The sequence below is a fragment of the Nonomuraea sp. NPDC049400 genome, assembly GCF_044466425.1.
In the GTDB taxonomy this organism is placed as follows: Bacteria; Actinomycetota; Actinomycetes; order Streptosporangiales; family Streptosporangiaceae; genus Nonomuraea.
Genome location: NZ_JBITMP010000004.1, coordinates 294110 through 320493, shown reverse-complemented (window position 1 = coordinate 320493; position 26384 = coordinate 294110). Strand labels below are relative to the sequence as shown.

General features: G+C 70.0%; 25 protein-coding genes. 12 read left to right on the top strand and 13 right to left on the bottom strand.

Features of this window, described 5'->3' with window-relative positions; genetic code table 11:
• Positions 1-4 precede the first annotated feature (4 nt).
• The 3 genes from ACIBVN_RS07480 to ACIBVN_RS07470 are packed head-to-tail and all read right to left on the bottom strand — an operon-like array spanning position 5 to position 7451.
• A complete protein-coding gene (locus ACIBVN_RS07480; RefSeq protein ID WP_397133709.1) occupies positions 5-4804 on the bottom strand; it encodes a DNA repair ATPase in 4800 nt (1599 codons plus the stop codon).
• Positions 4801-6897, bottom strand: a complete 2097-nt coding sequence (locus ACIBVN_RS07475; protein WP_397133707.1) for a flotillin family protein — start codon at positions 6895-6897, stop codon at positions 4801-4803. The genes ACIBVN_RS07480 and ACIBVN_RS07475 overlap by 4 nt, the downstream gene beginning before the upstream one ends.
• Entirely contained in the window at positions 6897-7451 is a 555-nt protein-coding gene (locus tag ACIBVN_RS07470) for a hypothetical protein (RefSeq protein WP_397133705.1), read from the bottom strand. Before ACIBVN_RS07470 ends, ACIBVN_RS07475 begins: the two co-directional genes overlap by 1 nt.
• Before the next feature lie 141 nt (positions 7452-7592).
• Between ACIBVN_RS07470 and ACIBVN_RS07465 the strand changes: the two genes are divergently transcribed.
• Positions 7593-8519, top strand: coding sequence for an NADP-dependent oxidoreductase (locus ACIBVN_RS07465; RefSeq protein WP_397133703.1), 927 nt, complete (start codon positions 7593-7595; stop codon positions 8517-8519).
• Here the strand turns inward: ACIBVN_RS07465 and ACIBVN_RS07460 are convergent.
• Genes ACIBVN_RS07460 through ACIBVN_RS07450 form a run of 3 tightly spaced genes read right to left on the bottom strand, consistent with a single transcriptional unit; the run spans position 8507 to position 10854 of the window.
• Positions 8507-9421 carry an aminoglycoside phosphotransferase family protein gene (locus ACIBVN_RS07460; protein ID WP_397133701.1) on the bottom strand — a complete coding sequence of 305 codons (915 nt, stop codon included), beginning with the start codon at positions 9419-9421 and terminating at the stop codon, positions 8507-8509. The two genes, ACIBVN_RS07465 and ACIBVN_RS07460, sit on opposite strands and share 13 nt — an antisense overlap.
• Before the next feature lie 31 nt (positions 9422-9452).
• Positions 9453-10331 (bottom strand): 1,4-dihydroxy-2-naphthoyl-CoA synthase, encoded by an 879-nt coding sequence (locus tag ACIBVN_RS07455; RefSeq protein ID WP_397133699.1) that lies wholly within the window; start codon positions 10329-10331, stop codon positions 9453-9455.
• A 10-nt stretch (positions 10332-10341) separates the two neighbouring features.
• On the bottom strand, positions 10342-10854 hold the full coding sequence (locus ACIBVN_RS07450) for a PadR family transcriptional regulator (protein ID WP_397133697.1): 513 nt from the start codon (positions 10852-10854) through the stop codon (positions 10342-10344).
• Between the two features lie 59 nt (positions 10855-10913).
• Here ACIBVN_RS07450 and ACIBVN_RS07445 point away from each other — a divergent pair, with 59 nt between their 5' ends.
• Both ACIBVN_RS07445 and ACIBVN_RS07440 read left to right on the top strand, forming a co-directional pair.
• Complete coding sequence (locus ACIBVN_RS07445; protein WP_397133695.1) at positions 10914-11084, top strand: hypothetical protein; 171 nt, start codon at positions 10914-10916, stop codon at positions 11082-11084.
• Positions 11078-11485, top strand: a complete 408-nt coding sequence (locus ACIBVN_RS07440; protein WP_397133693.1) for a hypothetical protein — start codon at positions 11078-11080, stop codon at positions 11483-11485. The genes ACIBVN_RS07445 and ACIBVN_RS07440 overlap by 7 nt, the downstream gene beginning before the upstream one ends.
• Here the strand turns inward: ACIBVN_RS07440 and ACIBVN_RS07435 are convergent.
• Positions 11478-11810, bottom strand: coding sequence for a helix-turn-helix transcriptional regulator (locus ACIBVN_RS07435; RefSeq protein ID WP_090938046.1), 333 nt, complete (start codon positions 11808-11810; stop codon positions 11478-11480). The two genes, ACIBVN_RS07440 and ACIBVN_RS07435, sit on opposite strands and share 8 nt — an antisense overlap.
• Positions 11811-11897: 87 nt before the next feature.
• Here ACIBVN_RS07435 and ACIBVN_RS07430 point away from each other — a divergent pair, with 87 nt between their 5' ends.
• Complete coding sequence (locus tag ACIBVN_RS07430; RefSeq protein ID WP_397133691.1) at positions 11898-12071, top strand: DUF3073 domain-containing protein; 174 nt, start codon at positions 11898-11900, stop codon at positions 12069-12071.
• On the opposite strand, the gene ACIBVN_RS07425 is transcribed toward ACIBVN_RS07430, so the two are convergent.
• Positions 12034-13302 (bottom strand): cytochrome P450, encoded by a 1269-nt coding sequence (locus ACIBVN_RS07425; RefSeq protein ID WP_397133916.1) that lies wholly within the window; start codon positions 13300-13302, stop codon positions 12034-12036. The two genes, ACIBVN_RS07430 and ACIBVN_RS07425, sit on opposite strands and share 38 nt — an antisense overlap.
• Before the next feature lie 66 nt (positions 13303-13368).
• Between ACIBVN_RS07425 and ACIBVN_RS07420 the strand changes: the two genes are divergently transcribed.
• The gene (locus ACIBVN_RS07420) at positions 13369-13965 is read left to right on the top strand and encodes a TetR/AcrR family transcriptional regulator (RefSeq protein WP_397133689.1); all 597 of its coding nucleotides are present in this window, start codon (positions 13369-13371) and stop codon (positions 13963-13965) included.
• A gap of 70 nt (positions 13966-14035) precedes the next feature.
• Positions 14036-14602: an NADPH-dependent F420 reductase gene (locus ACIBVN_RS07415; protein WP_397133687.1), complete on the top strand. Its 567-nt coding sequence runs from the start codon at positions 14036-14038 to the stop codon at positions 14600-14602.
• 8 nt (positions 14603-14610) lie between these two features.
• Here the strand turns inward: ACIBVN_RS07415 and ACIBVN_RS07410 are convergent, their stop codons facing one another.
• The 3 genes from ACIBVN_RS07410 to ACIBVN_RS07400 form a co-directional block, all read right to left on the bottom strand.
• A complete protein-coding gene (locus tag ACIBVN_RS07410; protein ID WP_397133685.1) occupies positions 14611-16017 on the bottom strand; it encodes an LCP family protein in 1407 nt (468 codons plus the stop codon).
• Positions 16018-16216: 199 nt separating this feature from the next.
• On the bottom strand, positions 16217-16876 hold the full coding sequence (locus ACIBVN_RS07405; protein WP_397133683.1) for a response regulator: 660 nt from the start codon (positions 16874-16876) through the stop codon (positions 16217-16219).
• On the bottom strand, positions 16873-18069 hold the full coding sequence (locus ACIBVN_RS07400) for a sensor histidine kinase (protein WP_397133681.1): 1197 nt from the start codon (positions 18067-18069) through the stop codon (positions 16873-16875). Before ACIBVN_RS07400 ends, ACIBVN_RS07405 begins: the two co-directional genes overlap by 4 nt.
• A 195-nt stretch (positions 18070-18264) precedes the next feature.
• On the opposite strand from ACIBVN_RS07400, the gene ACIBVN_RS07395 reads away from it, so the two are divergent.
• The 3 genes from ACIBVN_RS07395 to ACIBVN_RS07385 are packed head-to-tail and all read left to right on the top strand — an operon-like array spanning position 18265 to position 20350.
• Positions 18265-18507: a hypothetical protein gene (locus ACIBVN_RS07395; RefSeq protein ID WP_397133679.1), complete on the top strand. Its 243-nt coding sequence runs from the start codon at positions 18265-18267 to the stop codon at positions 18505-18507.
• Positions 18504-18893 carry a hypothetical protein gene (locus ACIBVN_RS07390; protein ID WP_397133677.1) on the top strand — a complete coding sequence of 130 codons (390 nt, stop codon included), beginning with the start codon at positions 18504-18506 and terminating at the stop codon, positions 18891-18893. The genes ACIBVN_RS07395 and ACIBVN_RS07390 overlap by 4 nt, the downstream gene beginning before the upstream one ends.
• Entirely contained in the window at positions 18890-20350 is a 1461-nt protein-coding gene (locus ACIBVN_RS07385; RefSeq protein ID WP_397133675.1) for a multicopper oxidase family protein, read from the top strand. The genes ACIBVN_RS07390 and ACIBVN_RS07385 overlap by 4 nt, the downstream gene beginning before the upstream one ends.
• A 13-nt stretch (positions 20351-20363) precedes the next feature.
• Here ACIBVN_RS07385 and ACIBVN_RS07380 read toward each other — a convergent pair whose 3' ends face one another.
• Positions 20364-21581 carry an RNA-guided endonuclease InsQ/TnpB family protein gene (locus ACIBVN_RS07380; protein WP_397133673.1) on the bottom strand — a complete coding sequence of 406 codons (1218 nt, stop codon included), beginning with the start codon at positions 21579-21581 and terminating at the stop codon, positions 20364-20366.
• A 156-nt stretch (positions 21582-21737) separates the two neighbouring features.
• Here ACIBVN_RS07380 and ACIBVN_RS07375 point away from each other — a divergent pair, with 156 nt between their 5' ends.
• Entirely contained in the window at positions 21738-24032 is a 2295-nt protein-coding gene (locus ACIBVN_RS07375; RefSeq protein ID WP_397133671.1) for a xanthine dehydrogenase family protein molybdopterin-binding subunit, read from the top strand.
• A gap of 27 nt (positions 24033-24059) precedes the next feature.
• On the opposite strand, the gene ACIBVN_RS07370 is transcribed toward ACIBVN_RS07375, so the two are convergent.
• Positions 24060-24230 (bottom strand): hypothetical protein, encoded by a 171-nt coding sequence (locus ACIBVN_RS07370; RefSeq protein WP_397133670.1) that lies wholly within the window; start codon positions 24228-24230, stop codon positions 24060-24062.
• Between the two features lie 203 nt (positions 24231-24433).
• Between ACIBVN_RS07370 and ACIBVN_RS07365 the strand changes: the two genes are divergently transcribed.
• Together ACIBVN_RS07365 and ACIBVN_RS07360 are read left to right on the top strand one after the other, a co-directional pair.
• A complete protein-coding gene (locus tag ACIBVN_RS07365; protein ID WP_397133668.1) occupies positions 24434-24901 on the top strand; it encodes an ATP-binding protein in 468 nt (155 codons plus the stop codon).
• A gap of 131 nt (positions 24902-25032) precedes the next feature.
• Positions 25033-26370, top strand: a complete 1338-nt coding sequence (locus ACIBVN_RS07360; protein ID WP_397133666.1) for a choice-of-anchor Q domain-containing protein — start codon at positions 25033-25035, stop codon at positions 26368-26370.
• Positions 26371-26384: the final 14 nt, after the last annotated feature.

The following is a 26384-nucleotide window of genomic DNA, read 5'->3' as shown; positions in this document are numbered from 1 at the left end:
CGTATCAGCGGTCGGACTCCCGGATGGCCGTGCCCACGTCGCTCACGCGGTCGGCCAGCAGGCCGAGCGCGCCCACGGCCCTGGTCATCGGGTCGTCGTCCGCGCCGCCGAGCGCCTTGGCCCTGAGATACGCGGCCTTGATCTCCGCCCACCGTCCGGCCTGGGCCGGGGTGAGGCGGCCGCGGAGCTCGGCCAGCTTGAGGAGGTTGGCCTCGGCGTCCGTGGCCAGGGTCTGGGCCTCACCCAGGTAGTGGTCGTCGATCACCGCCTCCAGCTCGGCGTCGTTCATGGCGGGGACGATGCGCTCGGCCAGCTTGTTCATGTTCCGGTACGACCCCTGCAGCCGGTACGGAGGCTCCGTGCGGGCGGCGTCGGACTGGGCGGCGGAGGCGATGTAGGCCTGGTTGTTGGCCAGCACGACCTCCTGGACGCGCACCAGCTTGGCCAGCACGCTGAGGATCTGGTCCAGCTCCGGCTTGCTGTACGGGTGCCGGAGCTGGTCCGGCCTGACGGTGGTGTCGCCCTTGGCGAGCCGTACGAGGAGCTCGACGTCCGCGCGGTCGCGGCCGGAGAGCGGCGCGAGCACGGGGTTCGAGGTGAGGGCGTTGTCGATGTAGCTCAGCGCGAACAGGTCGTCCTTGCCCGACAGCACGTCGCCCAGGTTCCACACGTCGGCGCGGTTGGCCAGCATGTCGGGAATGCGGAAGCGCCGGCCGGACTCGGTGTACGGGTTGCCCGCCATGCACACCGCGAACCGCTTCCCGCGCAGGTCGTAGGTGCGGGTGCGGCCGTTCCAGACCCCTTCGATGCGGCGCTGGGCGTCGCAGAGGGAGATGAACTTCTGCAGCAGCTCCGGCGAGGTGTGCTGGATGTCGTCGAGGTAGAGCAGCGTGTTGTTGCCCGTCTCCAGCGCGAACGAGATCTTCTCCACCTCCTGCCTGGCCGTCGCGTCGGGCGCGTCCGCCGGGTCCAGCGAGGTCACCCCGTGGCCCAGCGCCGGGCCGTTCACCTTGACGAACATCAGGCCGAGGCGGCTGGCGACGTACTCCATGAGGGTCGTCTTGCCGTAGCCGGGCGGTGAGATGAGCAGGAGCAGGCCCATCTGGTCGGTACGCTTGCCCGCGCCCGCCGCGCCGAGCTGCTTGGCCAGGTTGTCGCCGATCAGCGGCAGGTACACCTCGTCGAGGAGGCGGTTGCGGACGAAGGCGCTCATGACCTTGGGCTTGTACTCGTCCAGGCGCAGGCGGCGCCGCTCCGCCTCGACCAGCTCGCCCCTGCGCCGCTGGTAGGCCCGGTATGCGGGGACCCGCTCCTGCCTGAACTGGCGCGTCCTGGCGAGGAGCTCGTCCAGCCTGATGTCCAGCTTGCGGTCTTTGACGCGGGGGTGGCTGCCCAGGAGGCCGCCCACGGTCTCCTGGGTGGCGGCGCTGGAGTCGTGGCGGGGGACCTCGCACAGCTGCACGGCGATGGCCTCCGCCACCTCGGGGCCCTGGTGGTAGGCGGCCATCCAGGCGTGGGCCAGCTGCAGCCGCTCGGCGAGCGGCACGCTCTTGAGCTCCTCCTCGAACTCCCGCACCTTGGCCGGACCCAGGGTCTTCCTGAACCCGTCGAGGACGTCGCGGGCCGCTTTGCTCGTCACGAACCCGAACGGGCTGCTGCCCAGCTCCTCGACGAGGTACTCGCCCGCGAGCCCCGCCGCCACCGGCACACTTGGCCGGAGCCCGTCCAAGAAGTCCGCGATCAGCGTCCCCAGCTCGGCGGCCAGCGAGTCCAAGGCCGGAGTGGGGCCGAAGACGGCGCGGACGCGGGCCAGCGACACGGCCCGCGTGGCGAATGTTTTACGTGAAACGTCGTCCACACCGAAGGCCCAGAACAGCTGAGCCGCCGCCCGCACGTCGGCCGGATACCGCAGCAGCCCCGCCCCCGACCGCAGCCGCACCAGCACGTCCAGGATGGCCACGGCGTCATGGTCGTGGACCCCGCGCTCGTACCCCTCGTCATAGCGCGACTCCGCCGCCTGCCGGACCACGTCCTCGAGAGAGGTCCCGGGAGCCAGGGAGTCGAGGAGCGAGGCCGCCAGGTGCTCGGCCCGGTAGACCTCGGGCGTCTCCGACACCAGCAACTGGTCCCAGAAGGGCCGGGTGTCGGCGAAGGAGGCGGGCACCGGCGACCGGTAGTCGGTGCCCGTGATCGCGAAGTGCACAGAGCCGTCATGCGGCACGAGGGTCAGGTCGATGGGCTGGGTGTTGACGGCGAAGCGGTGGTGGCCGAGCCGCAGCGTCTCGCCGCCGTCCGAGAAGAGGTCGAGCCGGTCGCGGAGGGCCCGCGAAGCCTCCTGCTGGGCGGACTTGACGCGCCCGTCCAGCTCCTCGGCCCGTACGGCGTCCCCGAGCGAACGCAGCTCCGCGGCGGCCGAGCGGACCTTGGCCACCATCGGGTCCGTCGCGAAGTACGTGTTGACCTCGTCCGCGGAGCCGAGGGAGCCGAGGCGGCGCGTGATGCTGCCCAGGATGCGCTCGGCCGAGGCGAAGACGCGGTCGGCGCGCCGGGCCAGGGCGTCGAGCTGCGACTGCTTGCGCGCCGAGAAGGCCTCGTAGACGTCGTCCCGCTTGGCCGACAGCTGCGCCGCGAAGTCGTCGAACTCGCCGAAGCGCGACTCCAGGGTCTCCAGCTGCAGCATCAGCCGCCCGAGCTGCTCATCGCATTCAGCGGGGGTGCCCGCCATGGCCAGCGCACCCGTGATGGCCTGGCCGAGCAGCGCGAACTCGGCGGCGAACGCGGCCCGCCCCTCCGCGCCGAGCAGCTCGCGCCGCCGCCCGTCCAGGATGGCGCGCGCCCGGTTGACCCCGCCGAGTACCTCGGCGATGCGGCCCAGGATGGACGTGCGTACGGTGGCGTCGGCGATGTCCAGCGAGCCGACGACCTCCGTCACCACCTCCACCCCCTCCGCCTGCTCGGCCAGCCGGTCCGACACGGGGGCGGCCTCCGCGACCGTCGCGATCGCGGCGGCGGAGGCGGCGAGCTCCTCGACGGCCGCGTGATAGGCGGTGAACGCCTCCGCGCCCTGCAGGAACGCGACCGCCCGCGTTCCGACCGACGCGAGCTCCTCCGTCACGGAAGCGGACAGCGCGTCCAGGGCGGCCAGATCGAGGTAGCGGGTCTCGCGCAACGTCACCAGGCGGCCCTGGGCCCGGCGCAGCGTGGCCAGCATGGTGACCCAGGCGTCCGCGGTGACCGGATTGTCGGCCCGCGCCTGGCGTACCAGCTGGGTGGTCTCCTCGGCGGCGCCGGCCAGCGCCTCGGCGGCCTGGCGGGTGAGCTGCTCGACGTTCTCGTACTCGTCCAGCACCTGCTCGGCCGTGGCCCGCACGTCGGCGAGCGGCTCGCGCAGGCCGTGCTCCCCGAGCCAGTGGTAGGAGTCGAACGCCCGCGTGCAGGCGGCGATCAGCGCCTCGAACGTCCCCGTCGAGGGCGCCATCTCCTCGATCATCCGGGACACGGACAGGCAGTCGGAGATGCCGCGGACCAGCTCCGCGTTGCCGATGCGCTCAAGCGGTCCCGTCCCGGCGGGCTGGGCGGCGGCGTACGTGTCGGAGACGTACGGCGTCTGCCAGACCTGCATCGGGTGGACCCGGGTCGGCTCGTCGGAGGTCGCGCGGAAGACCACCATCGTGCCGTCGTCGAACAGCGAGTAGCCGTGGCAGACGATGGGGTTGGCGACCTCTTTCCTGATCACGTTGTACGGCAGCAGCAGCGAGCGCCCGTCGCCCCTGGCGTGGAAGACGTACAGGACGTCCTCGCCGTTGGGCGAGCGGACCACCCGCTCGAACTCCAGGTCCGTCACGTCCGTGTCGAACGTCTTGCTGACCCCGGTCGCCAGGTAGTAGCCGCCGGGGAAGATCAGCCCCTGGTCCTCCGGCAGCCGCTGGCACGCCTGGCCGATGCCGTCGAGCCGGATGACGGCCTTGGTGCGGAGGTTGAAGACCAGATGGCGCCAGTCGCTCTCCTTGTACGGCCTGATCCGCATGAGGATCAGCGGCCCCACCCTGGCGTACTCGACGTCGGCGTCCGCCAGGCTCTGCAGTGGCTCGGCGACCGGCTCGGCGTAGATGCCGGCGCCGGTCTCCGTGTTGTTCTCGATCTTGATGGTGAGGTCGCCGCCGACGGTCTCGACGAACACCTCGTCCTCGATCGAGATGTGCGGGTGCCGGCCGAGGACGTGGTCGTCGCGGGTGGTCGGCGTCCACTCGAAGTCGTGGGACGGGGGGAAGACGTGGTCCCGCTCCCCCCTGTTGTCCAAATATTTCGGGACCCCGCCGCTGTTGACCGCCCACCGCAGCACCCGCAGGTCCGCCGGACCCGTCTGGAACACCGCCAGCAGCTTGCCCTCGACCCGCCGGAGTTGCTGCAGCCTGGTCTCCTTGTAGTACCGGTACAGCTCGGCGAAGTCCTTCTTGAACGCCGGATCGTCCAGCGTCTCCAGCTTGTCGGCGTCGAACCTGAACGCGTCGCCGTCCCTGGAGAACCGGTGCACCGCGAACACGTCCGCCACCGCAGTCTCCGGCTTGAGCCCGATGAAGACGTTGTAGCCGAAGAGCATCACGTCACCCAGGGAGACGATGTCCCTGGGGACGCAGTTGTTCTCGGTACGGATCCGCTCGGTGCCCAGCAGGCGCAGCTCCGCGCCGCCGAAGACCTTCAGCCGCTCGCCGTTGAGCCGCTCGGCCGCCGCCGTCAGTGCCTTGGCCTGCGTCTGGAGGCGGTTCCTGAGGACCTCGTACGTCCCCGCTTCCAGATCGGTCACCGACCAGCTCCGGCCAGGGCCGCCACCGGGGAGTCGGCCACGCCCAGCCGGCGGGCGGTCTCCAGCAGCTCGCCGAGCGCCGTCGCCTGCGGACCGCCGTCCTGGATGAGCCGCATGAGCAGGGCGGAGACGGTCAGGTTCTTGATGTCCTCGGTGCGTACGCCGCTGACCACGCTCGCCAGGTCGGCCGCCAGGCTCGCCGTCCCGTTGACGTACGGCGAGACCAGCGCCCCGGCCACCTCGGAGTGGTCCACGAAGCCGTCGACCACCTTCCCGGCGGTGATGGAGCCGACCACCTTGTCGAAGAACATCGTGTCGCCGCCGACGATGTCGATGTTGGCCTTGGCCAGCCCGGCGGCAAGCACGCTCGCCTGCGACTCCGCCACCTGCCGCGACACGTCGATGTGCTTGAGCCTGATCTCCTTGTCGGCCTCCAGGCGCAGGCGGTACTCCTCGTGCTCCCTGCTGGCCTCGTCCAGCGCCGCCATCGCGGCCGCCTTCGCCGTGAGCCCCTCGGCCTCGGCCTTCAGCTTCTCGCCCACCGTGGCCGCGCCGGCCAGCGCCATCGCCTGCTCGCCCTCGGCCTGCGCCTTGATCCGGTCGCCCTCGACCAGGGCCATGGCCTTGGCGCCCTCGGCCTCGGCGGCCAGCTTCTCCTTCAGCACCAGGGCCTCCGCGCGGCCGACCTTCTCGATGGCCTCGGCGTCGCGCTCCTTGACCTGCACCTGCGCCAGTCCCGCCGCGGCCGACTCCGCCTGGACGCCCTCGGCCAGCCGGATCTTGGCGCGGGCCTCCAGCTCGGCGGCCTGCTGCCTGGCCTCGGCGAGCACCAATTCCTCACGCGCCTTGAACTTGGACGCGGCCTCCGCGGCCTCGGCCGCCTTGATGTCCTTGACCAGGTTCTCCTGGGCCTCGGCCTCGGCGGCGATGATCACGCTCTGGCGGGTGCGCTCGGCCTCCTCGACCACGCGCAGCCGCTTGATGCTCTCCTCCTGCTCGGCCACGGTCTTGTCGACCGCGATGCGCTCGCGGATGACCTCGGCGATGGCCCGCTTCTCGGTCTCGACCTCTTTGTCCTTGGCGATGCGCGACAGCTCGGTCTCCCGCTCGCGGGCGATGACCTCCAGCACGCGGTCCTTCTCGATCCGCTCGGACTCGATGGCGATCACGCGCTCGCGGTTCTTCTCGGCGACGGCGACCTCGCGGGCCCGGTTCTCGTTCTGGATGCCGAGCTGCTCGTCGGTCTTGATGTGCGCGGCCTGGGCGCGCAGCCGCTCCTCTGCCTGCACGCGGGCGATCTCCGCCTCCTCGCGGGCCTTGACGGTCTCGATCTCGCGCTTCTGCTTCAGCTCGGCGTCGGCCTGGCGGCGCTGCAGCTCGAGGATGGCCTCGCGGGCGTCCACGTTCTGGCGGGTGATCTCCTTCTCCTCGTTGCGCTGGAACTCGTTCGTGCGCACGTGCTCGATCGCCGTCAGCTCGGTGATCTTGCGGATGCCCTGCGCGTCGAGGATGTTGCTCTTGTCGAGCTGCATCAGCGAGGTCTGCTCGAGGTAGTCGATGGCGGCGTCCTCGAGGCTGTAGCCGTTCAGGTCGGTGCCGATGAGCCGGACGATCTCGTCCCTGAACTCGTCGCGCTTGGTGTAGAGGTCCACGAAGTCGAGCTGCTTGCCGGCGGTCTTGAGCGCCTCTGAGAACTTCGCGTTGAACAGCGCCTGCAGCGTCGTCTCGTCGCTGGCTCTGGCGGTGCCGATGGCCTGGGCGACCTTGATGACGTCCTCGGCGGTCTTGTTCACGCGGACGAAGAACGTGATCTTGATATCGGCCCTGATGTTGTCCCGGCAGATCAGGCCCTCGCGACCGGTCCGCTCGATCTCGATGGTCTTGACCGAGATGTCCATGATCTCGGACTTGTGGATGACCGGCAGGACCACGGCGCCGGTGAATGTCACGTCCACCTTGTTGACTTTGGAGACGATCAGCGCCTTACCTTGCTCCACCTTGCGGAAAAGGCGGCCGATGACGGCGAGCAGGCCAATCACGATGACCAGGATGACGGCGAGAAATACGCCGAAGCCGGTGGAGATGATGTCCATCAATGCTCACTTTCGTAGGGCATGACCCAGAAGAATTCGCCGTCTTTGTCGTATTCGAAGATGAGGGCGTTGTCGCCGCGGGCCAGCCGGTCCTTGCCGGTCGTGCGCACCTGCACGACCGCGGACGAGCCGTCGGCGGCGGTGACCTCGGCCTGGCCGAAGTCGGGGGTGGCCGCGCCGGTGCGGATCATGCACATCTGGCCGACGAAGTCGCCACGCGAGTGGCGATCCCCTTCAGGCAACAGCCGGCGCAGCGGAACCAGCAGGCCACGGGTGGCGAGCCAGCCCCCGCCCAGGGCGGCGACAGGGACGGCGAACAGCAGGCCGCCACTCGCCACCAGCACACTGCCGATCAGGCAGAGCAGCCAGGCCAGCGCGATGAACAGCGAGAGCGCGATTCCGGCGGGGACTCCCCCGAGGCCCAGCCAGACGGCGTCATCTTCCAGCTCGAACAGCCCGGTGATCACGGTCAGCCAATAACCGATGACCACCACGAGAAGGAAAGTGAAAATGATGGTCGGAAAGCTCAGTACGGTGTCTAAGAACTCGGTCATCCCGCCTCGGTTTGCGATCCCCCGTTGACGTCCTGACGGACTATATACAGATAAAGCGCGGGTAAAGCGGAAAGTTCCCAGCGAGTCTGGCGATTTTTCCGGCTTGACCTCAACTTCGCTTGAGGTTGCAGGCTGGTGCCCATGACTGAAGTGATGAGAGCGGCCGCCTTCGCCGAGCCGGGCGGTCCCGAGGTGCTGAAGGTGATGGAGCTGCCCGCGCCCCAGGCGGGTCCGGGACAGGTGCGGGTGCGGGTGCGGGCGGCCGGCGTGCAGCCGTTCGACACGGCCATACGGCAGGGGTGGCTGCCGCCGTACATCTCCTCGGCCCCCTACCCGCGCATTCCCGGCAACGAGTTCGCGGGCGTGGTGGACCAGGTGGGTGACGGAGTCACCGGGGTGTCGGTGGGTGACGAGGTGCTCGGGTTCTCGGCGCTGCACGCGTACGCCGAGTACATCGTGGTGCCGGGGACAGACGTGGCGCCCAAGCCCGCGGAGGTGCCGTGGGAGGTGGCGGGCGGGCTGACCGCCGGCGTGCAGACCGCCGAGCTGGCGATCGACGGGTTCGGCCTGGCAGAGGGCGAGACGCTGCTCGTGCACGGCGCGGCCGGGTCCGTGGGCACCGCGGCGGTGCAGATCGCCCGGCGGCGCGGGGCCACCGTGATCGGCACCGCCCGCGAGGTCAACCACGACTACCTGCGCGACCTCGGCGCCGTACCGGTGGCCTACGGCGAAGGGCTCGCTGACCGGGTGCGCGCGCTCGCCCCTGGCGGCGTGCACGCGGCGCTGGACGGCGCCGGGGGGCACGCGCTGGAGGTCTCGCTCGAGCTGGTCAAGGACCCCGGGCGGATCGTCACCCTGGTCGAGCACGGGAAGGCGGCCGAGCTGGGCGTCCGGGTCGTCCAGGGGACCCGCACCGCCGAGCGGCTCGGGCGCTACGCCGCCCTGATCGCCGAGGGGGCCTTCAAGTTCGCGGTACGCAGGACGTACGCGCTGGAGGACGCCGCGGAGGCGCACAGGGAGATCGAGGCCGGCCACGGCCAGGGCAAGGTCGTCCTTCAGGTCCGCTGACGTACGGCCTCGGCGACGGCGAGACCGACCTCGTTGAGCTCGCTCTCACCGTCCTCGACGTCCCACAGGGCGTTCTGCAGCACCCGGCCGAGCGTCCACCCGGCCGCCCGCTGCGGGTCGAGGCCGAGCCGGTCCACCATGAAGTCGAAGCGGCGCAGCACCGCACGCGTCACGTCGCCGGTCGCGAGCACGTCGTCCCACCGGTTGTGCAGGGCGGGCAAGAGGTCGAAGCACGGGTCGCCGGCCAGCGGCTTGGGGTCGATGCTGAGCCACGGCTCCCGGTCGGCGGCCAGCACGTTGTCATAGTGCAGGTCCCAGTGCAGCAGCCGGTCGCCGGGCTCGGAGACGAGCTCGGCGACGGCCGACGCGCACCACTTCATCCAGTGGCGGTCCCGCTCCCGCGGCAGGCTCTTCACCGCCTGGTCCACGTCGTCCAGCATGGCCTGCGCGATGTCGCCCAACCGGCGCAGCCCCTCTGGCGCCGGATAGGACACCAGGCGGGCCAGCAGTTCGGCGAGGATGCCCAGCGCCTCCATGTCGTCCGGCAGGCTCGACAGCGACCGGTCCGCCTCCAGCCGCTCCAGCAGCAGGGTGCCGGTGGCGGGGTCCGAGTCGAGCAGGAGCACGGAGCCGTCGCCCGCCCAGGCCCGCAGTCCGTGGGCCTCGGTGGCGTTCTCGTCGGTGACGGGCTGGAGCTTGAGCGCGGCCTTCGTCCCGTCCTCGCGCACGACGGGCAGCACCAGGGACACCACCCCGTGCCTGGGCTCCCCGTCGAGCCGCAGCCCCCACTCCTCCAGGTAGCGCTCGCCCAGCGCGGGCAGCCCGGCCGACCACGCGCGGCCGGCCTCCCCGTCGTACTTCACATGCGACTCGGTCAACGCCGTCGGCACCTTGATCCTCATGGCCCCAGTCTGCCCGCCGCCATCGGCACTTTCAGTAGTGCCAGGGGAACGGCGACCAGTCGGGCTCGCGCTTCTCCAGGAACGAGTCGCGCCCCTCGGCCGCCTCCTCCGTCATGTATGCCAGCCGCGTCGCCTCTCCCGCGAACACCTGCTGCCCGACCAGCCCGTCGTCGATCGCGTTGAAGGCGAACTTGAGCATCCGCTGCGCCGTCGGCGACTTGCCGTTGACCTTGCGCGCCCACTCCAGGGCGGTCCGTTCCAGCTCCTCGTGCGGGACCACGGCGTTGACCATGCCCATGCGGTGGGCTTCGGCCGCCGTGTAGGTCTCGCCGAGGAAGAAGATCTCGCGGGCGAACTTCTGCCCGACCTGCCGCGCGAGGTAGGCGGAGCCGAAGCCGCCGTCGAAGCTGGCCACGTCGGCGTCGGTCTGCTTGAAGCGGGCGTGCTCGGCGCTGGCCAGTGTGAGATCCGCCACGACGTGCAGGCTGTGGCCGCCGCCCGCGGCCCAGCCGGGCACCACGCAGATGACGATCTTGGGCATGAACCGGATGAGCCGCTGCACCTCCAGGATGTGCAGGCGGCCCGTCGAGGGCGTGCCGTCGGCGTACTGGTAGCCGTCCTTGCCCCTGATGCGCTGGTCGCCGCCCGAGCAGAAGGCCCAGCCGCCGTCCTTGGGCGAGGGGCCGTTGCCGGTGAGCAGCACGCAGCCGACGTCGGTGGTCTGCCGGGCGTGGTCGAGCGCGCGGTAGAGCTCGTCGACGGTCTGCGGGCGGAACGCGTTGCGCACCTCGGGGCGGTTGAACGCGATCCGCACCGTGCCCTGGTCGACCGCCCGGTGGTAGGTGATGTCGGTGAAGTCGAATCCCTCGACCGCCTGCCACGCCTTGGGATCGAACAGCTCGGAGACCATGGGCCAGAGCCTAACGGATCTGACCTTCGGCCCATTCGGCCCACTCCACTTGCGTTTTGCCCAGGCGAAGGCCGTATTCGAGGGTCATGCGCCCGTACACCGAGAGGTTGTCCTCGCGGTTCTCGAGGAACTCGCGGATGCCCTCCAGGTGCTCCAGCTGCTTGCGGACGTGCTCGGCCTGGTGGCGGAGGTATCCGCGGGCCTGCTCGGGCGAGACCTGGGCCAGGAAGAACACGCGGAGCAGCATGTCGCTGCGCAGGACCCTGGTCGGCTCCACCTCGGTGATCCACTTACGCAGCTCGGCCAGGCCCTCCTCGGTGATCGCGTACTCCTTGCGGCCGCGCGGTCCCTCGGCCGACACGTCCACGAGGCCCGCATCGGCCAGTTTGCCGAGCTCCGCATAGAGCTGGCTCTGCGTGGCGGGCCAGACGTTCGACAGCGAGATGTCGAACATCTTCAGCAGGTCGTATCCGCTCGCGGGCCCCTCGGAGAGCAGTCCCAGCACGGCATGTCGAAGGCTCATATTCCTATGTTGACATATCGTCATAGGAAGTTCTAGCTTCGACATGTCACTAATGGAATGTGAAGGGACACCCCACCATGCGCGGCCTGCTCGGCTTCCTGCCCTGGATCGTCTACGCGGTCATCGCCACCGGCGACGAGTGGCGCTGGGGCGCGATCGCCGGCCTGGTCATCGCCCTCGCCCTCGTCGCCGTCGACCGCCGGGGGGCAAGGCGTGGGACGAGATGGTGATCGAGAGCAGCGCGGCGGTGTTCTTCGTCTGCCTCACGGTGCTCTCGCTGGTGGACCCGCACTCGGCGCTCACGCCGTACGGGCCCGCGCTGGTCAACGTCTGGCTGGCGGGCACCGCGTGGGGCTCGCTGGCCATCCGCAAGCCGTTCACGCTGGGCATCGCGCGCACGATGGCACCGAAGGAGGTCTGGGAGACCCCGCGGTTCTACCGCGTCAACGCGATCATCACCACGGTCTGGGCGGCGGCCTTCACCGTCGCCGCGGTCTCCCTGACGCTCGTGCTCAACGTCTCGCCCCGGGCGACGACGCCGGTCATCGCCATCAAGGTGCTCACGTTCGTTCTGCCCGCCGTCTTCACCGCCTGGTACCCCAAGCGCGTGCGGCGGGCGCTCGCTAGGTGACCTCTGCTCGCAGCTCCGCGAGCAGCTCCCCCTGGTCGGCGAGCATGTCGGTGAGTATCCGGCGGGCAGCCCCGAGCAGATCGGCCAGCTCGGGGGTGGCCAGCGTGTAGACGACGGTGCTGCCCTCGCGAATCGCGCTCACGATCCCGGCCCTGCGCAGGACGGCGAGCTGCTGGGAGAGGCTCGAGGCCTCGATGTCGATCTGGGCCAGCAGATCCCTGACGGGGAGCGGCCCTTCCTGGAGTAGCTCCAACACTCGGATGCGAGCGGGGTGGCCGAGCGTTCGGAAGAAGTCGGCCTTGGCCTGGTGGACCTCCACGTGCATATAGCCCAGACTAATCCAGCGGAGTTGCATAATTCTTCAAGTCGTAACGTTGTTGGATAGCATGACAGCGGGGACTAGGGAGTAGCCATGGGCCGAGGAAGAGCCAAGGCGAAGCAGACGAAGGTCGCTCGCCAGCTGAAGTACACCAACCACCACATCGACTACGACAGGCTCCGCGAGGAGCTGGGCGCGGACACACGGGGAGCGGAGGAGATCTACCCGCCTACCGCGTCCGAGCAGGAGTCCGAGCGCGCGCAATGACGCGGGTCAGGTTCGCGGGTGCGAGGGTGACGTTCTTCAGCCGCCTGGCCTCCGGCGCCTGATCGGGCGCCGCGAGCTCCAGGCGGTGCAGCACCTCGCGGATGATGACGCGCATCTCCAGCAGGGCCAGTTGTGCGCCGACGCAGAAGCGCCGGCCGCCGCCGAACGGCATCCAGGCCCGGTTCTGGGGCCCGTCAAGAAAGCGCTCCGGGCGAAACTCCTCCGGCTCGGGGAAGGCGGCGGGGTCGCGGTGCACCAGCGGGATGTACGGTCCGGCGTACCATCCGGCCGGGATCTCGTACCCACCCAGTTCGAGCGGGGCGTCGAGCAGCCTCGGCGCCTCATAGACGACGGGCCGGACCCGCAGCACCTCCTTGACCACCGCGTCGAGGTAGGCCTCGTCGTCGGGCAGCCGTTCGAGGATCTCGGGCATGCGCAAGATGCGCTCGAATGCCCAGGCCAGGCCGGTGGCGGTGGTTTCGTGCCCGGCGATGAGCATGGTGATCAGCTCGTCGCGGATCTCCTGGTCGGCCAGCTCCGTGTCCAGCAGGCGGCCGAGCACGTCGGTGCCTCCCGGCGCGGTCCGGCGACGGCGGATCTCGTCGAACAGGATCGCGTCCACCTGGGCGCGCAGCCGTACGAACCGGGCGTAGGGCCCGTACGGCACCCTGCGCAGCTTCTCCGGGAGCATGGTGGCCAGCATGGAGCCACCGGTCTCGATCAGCTCGGGAAGCAGCGCGCGTAGCCGGTCGACGCGCCCGGCGTCCCGAATGCCGAAGATCAGCCGAATGATGATCTCCAGCGTGATGTCCTGCATGCGATCGCGCAGCGCGAACGGCCTGCCCAGCGGCCACGTCGCGATCTTCTCGGCGGCGATGGCCGCGATGTCGTCGTGGTAGCCGGCGACCTGCTTGGCGCGGAGCGGCGGGTTGAGCAGCTTGCGGTGCCGCCACCACGGGTCGCCGTCCAGCGTGAGCACGGAGTGGGAGCCCACGATGTGCTCCAGGAAGTCGCGCCGCGCCTCGCCCGCGCGCCCGCCGCCCTGGTCGGTCCGGTAGACCTGCTCGGCGAGCTCCGCGGTGGTCACGTAGACCTCCGGCGGGAAGCCGGTGTAGCGCACCGCGAAGATCGGGCCGTACCTGCGCTGAAAGCGGGCGAGCATGCCGGGCGCGTCCCGCATGAACCACGCGGTCTGCACCACCGAGGGAAGCCTAGGCCCGGGAGGGATCATCTTCATGCCCTTCATGTAGATGTACGTACGTCATATACATTTGTATATATCAGTAGCATGGATCCCGTGGCACGAACAGAGGCCGGTGGATACCGGGAGAGATTGCTGGCGGGAGCGATGGCCTGCCTGCAGGAGAAGGGCTACGCCCGCACGACTGCCCGTGACCTGGTCGCCGCCTCGGGCACCAACCTGGCCTCCATCGGCTACCACTTCGGCAGCAAGGACGCGCTGCTCCACGAGGCCATCGCCGGGTTCTTCGACCGGTGGATCGCCCGGGTCGAGCGGTCGATGTTCGGAACGGAGGCGGGCAGCCCCAGGGAGATGCTGGAGCGCGCCATGACGGAGCTGGTCGACGCGTTCGAGGAGTTGCGGCCGCAGCTCACGGTCTTCGTCGAGGCCTATCCTGCGGCGCTGCGCGAGGCCGCGCTGCGGGAGAAGCTGGCCGACTCGTACGCGCGCTGCCGCGAGGTGGGCGCCGACATGGTGCGCCGGGCGGTCGCCCAACTGGGCGTCGAGCTGCCGATGGCGCCGGAGGTCATCGTGTCGGTGCTGGTGGCCATCACTGACGGGCTGCTGCTGCAGTGGCTGCTCGACCCCGCCGCCACGCCGGACGCCCGCCAGGTCGTGGACGCCCTCGCGGCGCTCTCGGTGCTCTTCGCGTAGCGAGCATCCGGCAAGGGGAGGAATGTCACCAGCCCCTCTGGGCAGTTCCCGGTTTCGAGGTGATCAAGGCATGCGTGTGGGAATCGTGGGTTCTGGGAGGCTCGGCGTGCCGCTCGGACGCCTGCTCTCGATGGCCGGACACGACGTCTTCTTCAGCGACGCCGACCCCGCCCGGGTGGAGGCGGCCACCCTGGCGGCGGACGGCCAGGCCAGGGGCGGCTCGCCCCTCGAGGCCACGCGGTTCGGCGACGTCGTCATCATGGCGGTGGGCTGGGAGGCGTTCCCCGCCGTGGTCGCGGACCTCGGGGGCACGCTCTCCGGCAAGATCGTCATCGATCCCAGCAACCCGATCGCCGAGCGCGACGGCCTCTCCGTCGTGGTGGCGGTCCCCGGCGGGCTGACGAGTCCGCAGTACCAGCAGCGCGTGCTGGGCGCCGATGTGCGGCTGGTGCGCACGTTCAACACGAAGTACCCGCGGGAGCTGCTGGAGCTCGGCACGGCGGGGCAGCGGGGCGGGTCTCGTGCCGACATGCCTTACTGGGGCGACGACGACGAGGCCAAGAAGGCGGTGATGCCGCTGATCGAGGACGCCGGTTTCACCGCCATCGACGGCGGCGGTCTGTCCGGCGCCCGCTGACCCCGGGGTCAGGCGGCGCAGGTGTCGTGGGTGGCGTCGAAGCCCTTGATGGACTCCGTGTCGTCGGCGCGCAGGGGCTTCAGCCCCTTCCAGTCGTCGCCGATCACCAGCACCAGCCGGTTGGTACGCGCCGCGGCGACCTCACGGGTGGCGGCGGAGAGCAGGTCGTTGGTGAGCGTGGGCACGCGGGTCTCGCCGCCCGGCCCGTACAGGATGGTGGTCCTGGGTTGCGGCTTGCGGGCCGAGTCGCCGATCTTGGTGATGTGGTAGCCGCGCTGCTCCAGAAAGGCGGCCACCTGGGTGCCGAGGCCGCTGCGCCAGGTGCCGTTGCGCAGCTCGATCTGGATCTTCGTGCGGCCCACCTTGGCCTGACCGCCCTTGACGCCCTGGATGCTCTCGTCCTTGGCCACGATCTGGAACAGCCGCCCGGCCTGCGGCTCCACCCACTCCACCCGCCCTGGCTGGGTGAGCGAGTAGTGCCACGGGGTGGTGATGAAGCGGATCTGCCCGGCGTTCAGGCCCTGGAGGCTGGTCGCGAGGTCCTTCATGACGCCGAAGGTCAGGCCGCGGTCGGTGGTGACCGCCTTGGTGCCGGCGTCCAGGATGCCGAGCAGCTTGGCCGGGTCGGTGAGCGTCTCGCCGCTCATCACCTTCTTGACCATCGACGCGATGAACATCTGCTGCCGCTGGATGCGCCCGATGTCCGAGCCGTCGCCCATGCTGTAGCGGGCGCGGACGTAGCCGAGCGCCTGCTCGCCGTTGAGCGTCTGCCGCCCGGCGGGCAGGTGCAGCAGGGCCTTCTTGTCGTTCACCGGCTCGGGCAGGCAGATCTCGACGCCGCCGACGGCGTTCACCATGCTCTTGAACCCGGTGAAGTCGACCTTCACGAAGTGGTCGATGCGGATGTGGGTGAGCGACTCGATCGTCTTCCAGGTGCAGGCGATGCCGCCGGAGTTGAACGACTCGTTGATCATGCCGAGGTGCGGCCGCTGGCCCGGCAAGGTGCCGGTGGCGCGGCAGGCGGGCAGTTGTACGAGCGAGTCGCGCGGGAAGCTGACGACCATCGCGCCGTCGCGCTTGGACGACACGTGGACCAGCATGATCGTGTCGGTGCGCTCGCCCGCGATGTGGTGGCCGTACTTGGCATTCTTGCCGTCGCGCTGGTCGGAGCCGACCACCAGGACGTTCATGGCGGTGCCCGCGACCTTGGGCGGGCGGGTGGCGCCGAGGTCGTCATCGGTGACGTCGACGTGCTTGACGTTGCCGTTCAGCTTCGCCAGCACGCCCACGGCGACGCCCGCGATCAGGAGCACGACGGTAACGGTGACCGCGATCACCCAGCGCAGCCAGCGGCGGCGACGCCGGGATGGCGCGCTCGGCTCGGAAGGCGGCGCGTCGACAAGCCCGCTGCTCACGTGACTCCAGATGGACGGGGCCGAGGGCAGCCGCCCATGGCCAAGAGCCTCGCCGTACAGATCTCGGCCGGTTGAACGTGCCCGAGTGTACTCAGTCGGGCACCCTCGTACGGAGAAACCCGGTCAGTCAGGCAGGTTAACGCGGAGTGACACCGTGCCGCGCAGGTTGGTGGTGTAGCCGCCGTACACATGCCCCCCGTCAGCCCCGACGCGGAGTGACCAGACCCGACTCGTACGCGAAGACCACCAGCTGCGCCCGGTCGCGCGCGCCCAATTTGGTCATCGCCCTGCTGACGTGCGTCTTCGCGGTGGTCGGGCTGATCACCATGTGGGCGGCGATCTCGTCGTTGGACATGCCGCGGGCGACCAGGGCGGTCACCTCGCGTTCGCGGTTGGTGAGCACGTCCAGGCCCTCCGGCTCGGGCGACGGGCGGCGGGAGACGTACTCGCCGATCAGGCGGCGGGTGATGGCGGGCGCGAGCAGCGCGTCGCCGCGGGCCGCGACCCTGACTCCCTGGACGAGGTCGGCGGGCTCGGTGTCCTTGACCAGGAACCCGCCCGCGCCGGCCCTGAGCGCGTTGAAGACGTACTCGTCGAGGCCGTAGTTGGTGAGGATCACGACGTGGACCTCGCTCAGCCGCTCGTCGGCCGCGATGCGCCTGGTCGCCTCGATGCCGTCCATCACCGGCATCTGCACGTCGATGAGCGCCACGTCCGGCAGGTGCTCGAGGGCGAGGGCGACGGCCTGCTCGCCGTTCGCGGCCTCGGCGACGACCTCGATGTCGTCCTCGGCCTCCAGCAGCGCGCGGAAGCCGCCGCGGATGAGTGCCTGGTCGTCCACGAGCAGCACGCGGATCACGTCAGTTCCCCTTGCGGAAGCTCTGCGCCGAGCGGGGGCTCCGCGCGTTCGGTGAAAGGTCCTGTGAGCGGGAGCTCCGCGCGTACGGTGAAGCCGCCCTCCGGGCGGGGCTCGGCCAGCAGCCGGCCGCCGAGCGCCGTGACGCGCTCGCGCATGCCGAGCAGGCCGACGCCGGGCACGGGCGGCGCGTCCCTGCTCGCCCGCCCGTCGTCGTCCACCTGCACGACCAGCTCGTCGCCGCCGTAGTCGATGCGCACCGACGCCGCCGCCCCGCCCGCGTGCCTGGAGACGTTGGTGAGCGCCTCCTGCACGATCCGGTACGCGGCCCGGTCCACCTCGGGCGGCAGCTCCCGGCGTGCCCCCGAGATCGTCACCATGGCGGGCAGCCCGGTCGAGCGGGCCCGCTCCACCAGGTCGTCGAGCCGGTCCAGGCCGCTGGCCTGCGGTTCGCCGTCGTCGGAGTCGCGCAGCACCTCCAGCGTGGCGCGCAGCTCGCGCATGGCGTCGCCGCTGGCCTCCTGGATGGCCAGCAGCGCGGCGGGCACCTCCTCGCCGCGCTTGCGGGCCAGGTGGACGGCCACCCCTGCCTGCACCTTGATGATCGAGATGCTGTGGGTGAGCGAGTCGTGCAGCTCCCTCGCGATCCTGAGCCGCTCCTCGCCCGCGCGGCGGCGCGCGACCTCCTCCCGGGTGCGCTCGGCCTCGGCGGCCCGCTGTTCGGCCTGCTCCACGTACGCCTGCCGGTGCCGGGCGACCGTCGCCGTCACGCCCGAGGCCAGGAACCAGCCGAGCAGCAACGTCGTCGCCTGGACGATGTCCTGGAGGTTGCGCCCGTCGGGGGCGGCCAGGTTCCCGGCCAGGCCGGTGCCCAGGAACACCGCGCTCGCCAGTGCCGGCAGGAGCAGGTGGCCGGCCCGTACCGACCCGAAGACCGACACCAGGACGGGGAACATGGCGGGCGGGCCCGGCTGGGCGTGCACCGAGTAGACGAGCATGCAGGCGGTGCTGACCAGCAGCGACACCAGAGGCGCCCGCCGCCAGGCGACCAGGGCGAACGAGCCGACGAGCACGGCGGCGAGGTCGAGGGCGCCCGCCTTCGGGGTGACCAGCACGGTGGCCGACAGCATGACGGCCACGACGGCGGCGAGCATGCCGTCAAGGGCGAGCGGCGGCCATCCGCGCAGAGAGGTCATTCCTGCACATTAGAGCCTTCACCCGGACACGGTCCTCGGCAGCCGGTGGTAATTCGGCGCTACTCCCGGCGAAGTACTTCGCACGGTCCTGCGACCGGGGCGGTAGGTGCAGGAGTCTCCTCGGGCACGACGCCCCGGCGCGGCGAGAAGACCACGATTTCCGGCTATGGAGACGATCCGAAAGAAGCGCCGGTGATGGCCGGCCAGTTCCGCTATGTCACTCCCGTTGAGGCGCAGGGCGCGACCGGACGGGTCGCCCGGATCTACGCGCAGCTCGCGGACGACTTCGGCATGGCGCGCATGCCCGTCTTCCTCACCCTGTCGCCTGCCGCGGAGGTGCTCGCCGCGACCTGGGCCATGCTGCGCGAGTCGCTGCTGGGCGCGGAGACCCTCATCACCACCACCACAGCACGAGCGTTCTCGGGAGATCGGACATGACCGCACAGCACACGCTCGCCGCCCGGCCCGTGACCTGGCCCATGTGGGCGCTCAAGGTCGTGGCGCCCCTGCACGTCGTCGCGCTGCTGTTCCAGGCGGTGGCGGCGGGCCTGCTGCTCTCCACGCCCGGCGGCCGGGCGCTGCACATGGCCACGGCCGTCGCCCTGCTCGTCATAGGGGTCGTCCACCTCGTCGCGGCGATCCTCGTCCGCCGGCCCGGCGGTGGGCAGGCCAAGTTCATCCTGCCGGCAGCGATCCTCCTGGTGGCCACGGTGGTGCAGGCGATTCTCGGAGTCGCCGGGCTGAAGGTCCTGCACGTGCCCTTGGGGGTGCTGATGTTCCACGGAGGCGTCGAGCAGCTCAACCGGGTCATGGCGCGGCCATGACCCCCACACGACGTGATGTGCTGCGGCTGCTGGGACTGGGCGCGGTGGCGGTGGCCGGGGTGCCCGGCTGCTCGCTGCTCGCCGGGACCCCGCAGCCGCAGCTCCTGGCCAGCAAGGCGCCGCTGCCCAAGCCCTTCACGGTGCCGCTGCCGGTCCCTGAGGTGGCCAAGCCGGTGCGCAGCGCGGGCGGGGCCGACTTCTACGAGCTGACCGAGCGGGCGGCCGAGGTGGAGCTGCTGCCCGGCCTGCGTACCGGCGTCTGGGGGTACGGGGGCACGTTCCCCGGCCCGACCATCGAGGCACGCAGCGGGCGGCGAACCGTCGTGAAGCTGGTCAACCAGCTCGGCGAGCCGACTGTCCTGCACCTGCACGGCGGGCACAACCCGCCGGAGTCCGACGGCTTCCCCACCGACCTGGTGGCGCCCGGAGCCTCGCGCGAGTACGTGTTCCCGCTGGAGCAACGGGCCGCCACGCTCTGGTACCACGACCATCGCATGGACTACACGGGGCCGCAGGTCTGGCGCGGTCTGGCCGGGATGTTCCTGGTGCGGGACGCGGAGGAGGAGTCGCTGCCGCTGCCCGCCGGGGAGCGCGACCTGCCGCTGCTGATCTGCGACCGGTCGTTCGCCGCCGACGGGACGATGTTGTATCCGGGGCTGGAGGGCCGGCCGGGGGTGCTGGAGGCGTACATGGGGGGTGTGCTCGGGGACGTGATCCTGGTCAACGGGGCGCCGTGGCCGGAGCTGCGGGTCTCCAGGTCCCGGTACCGGCTGCGGCTGTGCAACGCCTCCAACGCCCGGGCGTACGAGCTGTCCACCGGCGGGGCGATGATCCAGATCGGCAGTGACGGCGGGCTGCTGGCTCGGCCGCGAACGGTGCGGCAGCTCCGGCTGGCCCCCGGCGAGCGAGCCGACGTGGTGATCGACTTCTCCGCGTACAAGCTGGGCCAGCACGTCGAGCTGCGGAACCTGGCGGGGGAGGGGGCACAGGGCAAGGTCCTGCGGTTCGCCGTGGAGCGGGACGAGACCGACGAATCATCCGTGCCCGCGCGGCTGTCCACGGTCGAGGCGCTCGATCCGGCGAAGGCGACCGTGACGCGGGACTTCGAGTTCAGCAGCGGCAGCATGCACGGGGGGACCGGCTGGCTGATCAACGGCAAGCCGTTCGACCCCAAGCGGATGGAGGCCAGGCCCAAGCTCGGCGACATCGAGGTCTGGCGGCTGACCAGCGACGTCGCCCACCCCGTTCACCTGCACCTCGACGCCTTTCAGGTGCTGACGGTCAACGGCGAGCGCCCGCAGGGGCCGCCCGAGTGGAAGGACACCGTCGAGCTGCGCGACGCGCAGACCGTCGAGATCGTCACCCGCTTCACCGACTATCGCGGGCGGTACGTCCTGCACTGCCACAACCTGGAGCATGAGGATATGGCCATGATGGCCGCCTTCGAAGTCGTTTGACTTCCTCCCCTTCCTAAAGGAGGGGGAGTCCAGCCCTCACGGGCGGGGTTTCCTGTTTCACAGCTGACTGCGGAAGGGAGGACCCTTGCCGGCTGACACCAGCTCCACAGGCATCGCCAGGGTTGTCCCTGGCTACGGCTCGACCAGCCGCAAGGATGTTCTTGGCCGCGTTGATGTCCCGGTCGTGCCGGGTGCGGCAGGCGGGGCACGTCCATGCCCTGGTGGAAAGGCTCAGCTCGGCGAGCAGGTGCCCGCAGTTCGAGCAGGTCTTGGAGCTGGGATACCAGCGGTCGACCACCACCAGGTGGCGGCCGTCCCGTGCGCTCTTGTACTCCAGTTGGCGGCGGAACTCGCCCCACCCGCAGTCGGAGATCGCTTTGGCCAGGCAACGGTTCTTGACCATACCGGCGACGTTGAGGTCTTCGATCGCGATGAGGTCGGCCTGGCGGACGAGGTTGGTGCTGAGGCGGTGCAGGAAGTCGGCGCGGGCGTTGCGGACCTTGCGGTGCGCGCGGGCGATCTTGGCTTTGAGCTTCCTGCGGTTGTTGCTGCCGGGTTGTTTTCGGGCCATGCGCCGCTGGTAGCGGGCCAGGTTGCGGGCCTTTCGCTCCAGGTGCTTCGGGTTGGCGATCCGCTGGCCGTCCGAGGTCACGGCGAAGTCTTTCACGCCGAGGTCCACGCCGATGTCGTGCCGGGCTGGCTTGACCGGTTCGGGGGTGTCGGCATCGACGGCGAAGGTCACGTACCAGCGGCCGTCCGGGTCGCGGGAGATCACCACCATGGTCGGGTTCAGCGTGGTCACGTCGATGTCGCTGAAGGACCAGACGAGCTCCAGCGGAGAGTCGGTCTTGGCGAGTGTCAGTTTCCCGTCCCGCATCCGGAACGCCGAGCGGGTGTAGTGCGCGGACTGCCGGGAGTTGCGGTTCTTGAACCGCGGGTAGCGGGCTCGTCCGGCGAAGAAGTTCGCGAATGCCGTGTGCTGGTGGCGCAGGGTCTGCTGCAACGGAACCGAGGACACCTCGGACAGGAATGCCAGGTCCTCGGTCCTCTTCCACGCGGTCAACGCGGCGTCGGTCTCCTTGTAGGAGGTCCGCCGGCCCTCGACGTGGAAGGCGCGGTGCCGCTCGGCGAGGGTCTTGTTCCATACCAGGCGTACGCAGCCGAAGGTGCGGTTCAGCACCGCCGCCTGCTGCGGGGTCGGGTAGGCCCGACACTTGTACGCCGTCCTCACGCCGATCATTTAACAGCAGACGTTGTCATGTGTAAGCAGAACGCTGGATGAGGTTCCGCGTTTCCTCCCCGCTCTGAAGGACGGGCCTCCACGCTGTAGGTGTTCGGCGAAGGGTGGTCCTCGACAGGTCGGCGGGCTGCGCTCAGTATCGGGACCATGGGTGAGCCTTATGTCGGCGCCAGGACGCCGCGACGCGAAGACGCCAGGCTGTTGACCGGGAAAGGCAGGTACGTCGGTGCGGTGCGGTTGCCCGGCATGGTCCACGCGTACGTGGTGCGCAGCCCCATCGCCCACGGGCGGCTGATCGGCTGCGACGCCAAGGCCGCCTGGGCGGTCGAGGGCGTGCTCGACGTCATCACTCCCGCCGACGCCGCCGGCCTGAGCCTGCCCTGCGTGAGCCTGGCCCCCGGCCAGCGCATGACGTCGTACCCGGTGCTGGACGAGGCCATCAAGTACGCGGGCCAGCCCCTCGCGGTCGTCGTCGCCAGCACCCCCGAGGCCGCCAGGGACGCCGCCGAGCTCGTCGATCTCTCACTGGCGGAGCAGCCCGCGGCGGTCGGGGCGGAGCGGGCCATGGAGGACGGGGCGCCGCTGCTGTACCCGGAGTGGGGCACGAACGTGGTCACCGACTTCACCCTGGGCGACGCGGACTGCGCCTCGGCCATCGAGCAGGCCGCGCACGTCGTCGAGATGACGTTCACGATGGGGCGGGTCTCCCCGTACCCGATCGAGCCGCGCGGGGTGGTGGCGTCGTACGCCGACGACGAGCTGACCGTGCACATCTCCTCGCAGGCCCCCCACCACGTGCGCGAGCACCTGGCGGACACGTTGGGGCTCTCCCACGACCGGGTACGCGTCATCAGCGGCGACACGGGCGGCGGTTTCGGCGGCAAGGAGCACGTCTACCCCGACGAGGCCCTCATCTGCCTGGCCGCGATGCGCCTGGGCCGGCCGGTGAGCTGGTCGGAGTCGCCGGGCGACCGGCTGGTCGCCACGCTGCCGGCGCGGGCCGCCGTGCACCGGGCGCGGCTGGCGCTCTCCGCCGACGGGCGCTTCCTGGCGCTGCACGCCGACGTGCTCGGTGACATGGGCGCCCATCCCTCCAACGTGGGCGTGTCGACCTTCGCGGTGACGGCCACGCTGCTGCCCGGGCCGTACCGGTTCGACCGGGTGGCGGTACGCGTGCGCGGCGTCGTCACGAACACCACGCCGACCGGCTCCTACCGCGGCTTCGGCCAGCCGGAGGGCAGCCTGACCAGGGAGCGGCTGATCGACGAGGCGGCACGCAGGCTGGGGATCGACCGGCTCGAGCTGCGGCTGCGGAACATGCTGGAGCCGGAGGAGCTGCCGTACACGACGCGCGTCTACCAGCGGTACGACTCCGGCGACTACCCGCTCGCCCTGCGCACCCTGCGCGACCTGGTCACGCCCGTCGAGAAGCCCGACGGGCGCAGGCGCGGCATCGGCTACTCCTGCCATGTGGAGAGCACCGGCATGGGCCCGTCGATGGATCTCAAGACCACCGCCATCCAGGCGGGCGGCTACGAGACGGTGGTCGTGCGGATGGAGCAGGACGGGTCCGTGGTCGTCTCGTCCGGCGTGGTGTCGATCGGGCAGGGCATCGAGACGGCGCTGGCCCAGCTGGCGGCCGACCGGGTGGGGGTGCCGATCGAGCGGGTCAGGGTGGTGCTTGGGGACACGGCGACCACGCCGTACTCGTCGATCGGGTCGATCGCGAGCCGCTCGCTGGCGGTCGGGGGCGGTGCGCTCACCCGGGCCGCCGACCAGCTGCGCGGCAAGCTCGTGGCCCTCGCCGCGCACCGGCTGGAGGCGTCACCCGACGACCTGGAGATCGCCGATGGCTCGGTACGGGTGAAGGGCGACCCCGCCGCGTCGGTCAGCCTGCGGGAGCTGGCCACGTCGGCGTGGCGCGGCTGGGACCTGCCGGACGGCGTCGCACCCGGTCTGGAGGAACGCGTCAGCTACGACCCGGCCGGCTACACGTTCGCCTACGGTGCGCACGCGGCCGCCGTGGCCGTGGATCCGGAGACCGGGGCCGTGGAGGTCGAGCGCTACTGGGTGGTCAACGACGCGGGCGTGCTGGTCAACCCGGCCGTGGTGGAGGGGCAGCTCCGCGGCGGCGTGGCACAGAGCATCGGCATGGCACTGACCGAGGAGATCGTCTACACCCCCGAAGGCCAGCCCATCACCGACTACCTGCCGCCGACGACGCGCGAGGTGCCGGACATCGAGGTCGTGATGCTGGAGACGCCCTCACCGCTGACGCCGGGCGGTATGAAGGGCGTCGGGGAGGCAGGCACGATCGGCCCACCGGCCGCCATCGCCAACGCGGTGGCCGCCGCCCTCCCGGAGATCGCGGACCAGATCACCGAGGTCCCGCTGACCCCGTCCCGTCTCTGGTCCCTGCTCGCGGCCGCACCGCCCCGCTGACGGGCTCAGGGACGGCGGCGGCCGGGCTCAGGTGAGGTCCTTCAGTTCCTTGCCCGCCTTCGACAGCGCCTGCTCCAGCGCCTTCATCCCAGCGGGTTTGGGCTCCGGGGGCGGCTCCCCGCGCCTGCCCCGGCGGCGGCCGTCGCCGGGGCGCGGCCGCGTGTCTTTCTTGGGTGCGTTCTCGTCAGCACTGCTCATGGCACTGCCCATACCCGTCGTTTCGGGCGCCGGATAAAAAGAATTGCGATTTCTCGCCGAAGATTCGACCCAAAAGCCTTCCTCGTGCGTACACGTTTCGACAGCCGTGTACGTCAACTCATAGGCAGGTCCTCTTGTTGAGCGAAACGCGTATTCGCTGCCCCTCGGTGCGGGAAGCCCGGGAAGCACAGGAAAGAGATGCCATGACCATGCTGCGGTCAGCTCGCCGGAGCCGGATGCAGTACGTGTGGCCGCTGCGCGACGACGCCCAGACGGTCCGTCACGCCAGAGCGATCATCCGCGATGAATTGTCGGCACTCTCCCTCTGTTCGGATCTCGTTGACGACGCCGTCCTCATGGTGAGCGAACTGATCACCAATGCCCTCATGTACGGCGACGGTCCGTACGAACTGGCCCTGCACATCGACGCCAAGGAGATCATGTGCGTGGTCGTGGACAGCAGTCCGCTGTTGCCGCAGCCGTCGCCGCCGGACCTGGGCGCCGAGCACGGGCGCGGGCTGCGGATCATCGCCAGGCTCTCCGACGGCTTCTACGGCCACCATCCTCAGCGCTACGTCACACATCCTGACCTGGTCGGAAAGGCGACCTGGTTCGCGTTGCCGCGAAGCGGGGCGACGGGGAACGTGGTGCCGCTCCGGGCGGGGACTTAATGGGCGGACTTTAAGCCAGGAAAAATCGGGACTTTTCATAACAAGGCCGGTTAGATCAGGTTAAGGTGTCAGCCGCAAGCCGGGGATGATCTTCGTTGCGTGACGAAGCCCTGGCCAGTTCTGGAGGCTGAATGTCAGGCTGGAACCTGCGGACCGGCGCCACGGCAGCGGCGCTCGCACTCGCCGCCACCACCCTCGCCACAGGCACCGCATCGGCGGCTGCCGACGTCTACTACGTGGACTCCGTCAACGGCAACGACTCCGCCGCGGGCACCACTGAGTCGACCGCGTGGAAGACCCTCACCAGGGCGTCGACGGCCGAATTGGCCCCCGGCTCCAAACTGCTGCTGAAGCGCGGCAGCACGTGGAACGGGCAGCAGCTCAGCATCACCGAATCGGGCGACGACAACGCCCCGATCGTCGTCGACACCTACGGCACGAGCACCGCCAAGCCGATCGTCGCCGGGGACTCCGAGGCATGCGTGAGCCTGGAAGGCTCCTGGATCCACGTCTACAACCTGCAGGTCGGCCTGCCCCAGGACAACGGCCGCTGCGAGTGGGCCGGAGTCAAGGTGACGGGCAACGACAACGTCATCGAGCGCAACTACATCACCGGCGCCGCGGCAGGCGTCTTCATCGCGCCCAAGGCGCAGAACACCGCGGTGACGGCCAACGAGTTCGTGGACAACAACCACATGAGCAAGCTCACCGAGGAGCCGGGCAACGACGACTCGGGCGCGTTCGCGATCCTCGTCCAGGGCGACAGCTCCGACATCGGCTGGAACGAGATCCGCGGTTCGATCGCGTTCAGCTATGACTACGAAATGGACGGCGCAGCCGTGGAGATCTTCCTCGGCTCGGACAACTACGTTCACCACAACATCGCGGTGGACAACGACACCTTCACCGAGCTGGGGACCAGCAAGGAGGTCAACCAGGACGGCAGCCCCGCCGACCCGGACGGCACCTCGGGCAACGTCTTCGAGTACAACGTGATCGCCGGCCCCAAGACCCGCGCGGCCATGGTGACCCGCGGCCCGCAGGAGCCCGGCAACGAGCCCGACCCGAACGGTCCCGTGTTCTCCACGGCTTTCCGCAACAACTCGGTGCGACTGACCCACACCGACTCCGAGGGGGTCGTCTGCGACGCGGGTTGCACCAACGCCCACCTGTCGATGTCGCAGAACGTCATCCAGGTCGTGAAGAAGACCGCGTACGGCCCGAACGTCACCGACAGCCACCACAACGTGTTCTTCGGCGCCCAGCAGCACCAGATGGGCGGCTCGAACAACGTCACGGCCGACCCGCGGTTCGACCTCACGAACACGGAGCACCCGCTGAGCCTGCGCGCCGGCAGCCCGGCCATCGACCTCGGCGTCACGAAGTTCAGTGACGAGGACGTGACCGGGCGGGCGATCGACGGCAGCGACGGCGCTGTCGACGCGGGAGCCTACGAGTACGACAAGTAAGACTCCGCGATTTG

Excerpts from the sequence above, each read along its gene's own strand:
- ACIBVN_RS07435 (WP_090938046.1), bottom strand. The coding sequence starts at position 11,810 with ATGCACGTGGAGGTCCACCAGGCCAAGGCCGACTTCTTCCGAACGCTC.
- ACIBVN_RS07390 (WP_397133677.1), top strand. The coding sequence starts at position 18,504 with ATGACCGCACAGCACACGCTCGCCGCCCGGCCCGTGACCTGGCCCATG.
- ACIBVN_RS07475 (WP_397133707.1), bottom strand. The coding sequence starts at position 6,897 with ATGGACATCATCTCCACCGGCTTCGGCGTATTTCTCGCCGTCATCCTG.
- ACIBVN_RS07425 (WP_397133916.1), bottom strand. The coding sequence starts at position 13,302 with ATGATCCCTCCCGGGCCTAGGCTTCCCTCGGTGGTGCAGACCGCGTGG.
- ACIBVN_RS07450 (WP_397133697.1), bottom strand. The coding sequence starts at position 10,854 with ATGAGCCTTCGACATGCCGTGCTGGGACTGCTCTCCGAGGGGCCCGCG.
- ACIBVN_RS07395 (WP_397133679.1), top strand. The coding sequence starts at position 18,265 with ATGGCCGGCCAGTTCCGCTATGTCACTCCCGTTGAGGCGCAGGGCGCG.
- ACIBVN_RS07360 (WP_397133666.1), top strand. The coding sequence starts at position 25,033 with ATGTCAGGCTGGAACCTGCGGACCGGCGCCACGGCAGCGGCGCTCGCA.
- ACIBVN_RS07455 (WP_397133699.1), bottom strand. The coding sequence starts at position 10,331 with ATGGTCTCCGAGCTGTTCGATCCCAAGGCGTGGCAGGCGGTCGAGGGA.
- ACIBVN_RS07430 (WP_397133691.1), top strand. The coding sequence starts at position 11,898 with ATGGGCCGAGGAAGAGCCAAGGCGAAGCAGACGAAGGTCGCTCGCCAG.
- ACIBVN_RS07400 (WP_397133681.1), bottom strand. The coding sequence starts at position 18,069 with ATGACCTCTCTGCGCGGATGGCCGCCGCTCGCCCTTGACGGCATGCTC.
- ACIBVN_RS07460 (WP_397133701.1), bottom strand. The coding sequence starts at position 9,421 with ATGAGGATCAAGGTGCCGACGGCGTTGACCGAGTCGCATGTGAAGTAC.
- ACIBVN_RS07370 (WP_397133670.1), bottom strand. The coding sequence starts at position 24,230 with ATGAGCAGTGCTGACGAGAACGCACCCAAGAAAGACACGCGGCCGCGC.
- ACIBVN_RS07385 (WP_397133675.1), top strand. The coding sequence starts at position 18,890 with ATGACCCCCACACGACGTGATGTGCTGCGGCTGCTGGGACTGGGCGCG.
- ACIBVN_RS07415 (WP_397133687.1), top strand. The coding sequence starts at position 14,036 with ATGCGTGTGGGAATCGTGGGTTCTGGGAGGCTCGGCGTGCCGCTCGGA.
- ACIBVN_RS07470 (WP_397133705.1), bottom strand. The coding sequence starts at position 7,451 with ATGACCGAGTTCTTAGACACCGTACTGAGCTTTCCGACCATCATTTTC.
- ACIBVN_RS07365 (WP_397133668.1), top strand. The coding sequence starts at position 24,434 with ATGACCATGCTGCGGTCAGCTCGCCGGAGCCGGATGCAGTACGTGTGG.
- ACIBVN_RS07440 (WP_397133693.1), top strand. The coding sequence starts at position 11,078 with ATGGTGATCGAGAGCAGCGCGGCGGTGTTCTTCGTCTGCCTCACGGTG.
- ACIBVN_RS07375 (WP_397133671.1), top strand. The coding sequence starts at position 21,738 with ATGGGTGAGCCTTATGTCGGCGCCAGGACGCCGCGACGCGAAGACGCC.
- ACIBVN_RS07465 (WP_397133703.1), top strand. The coding sequence starts at position 7,593 with ATGACTGAAGTGATGAGAGCGGCCGCCTTCGCCGAGCCGGGCGGTCCC.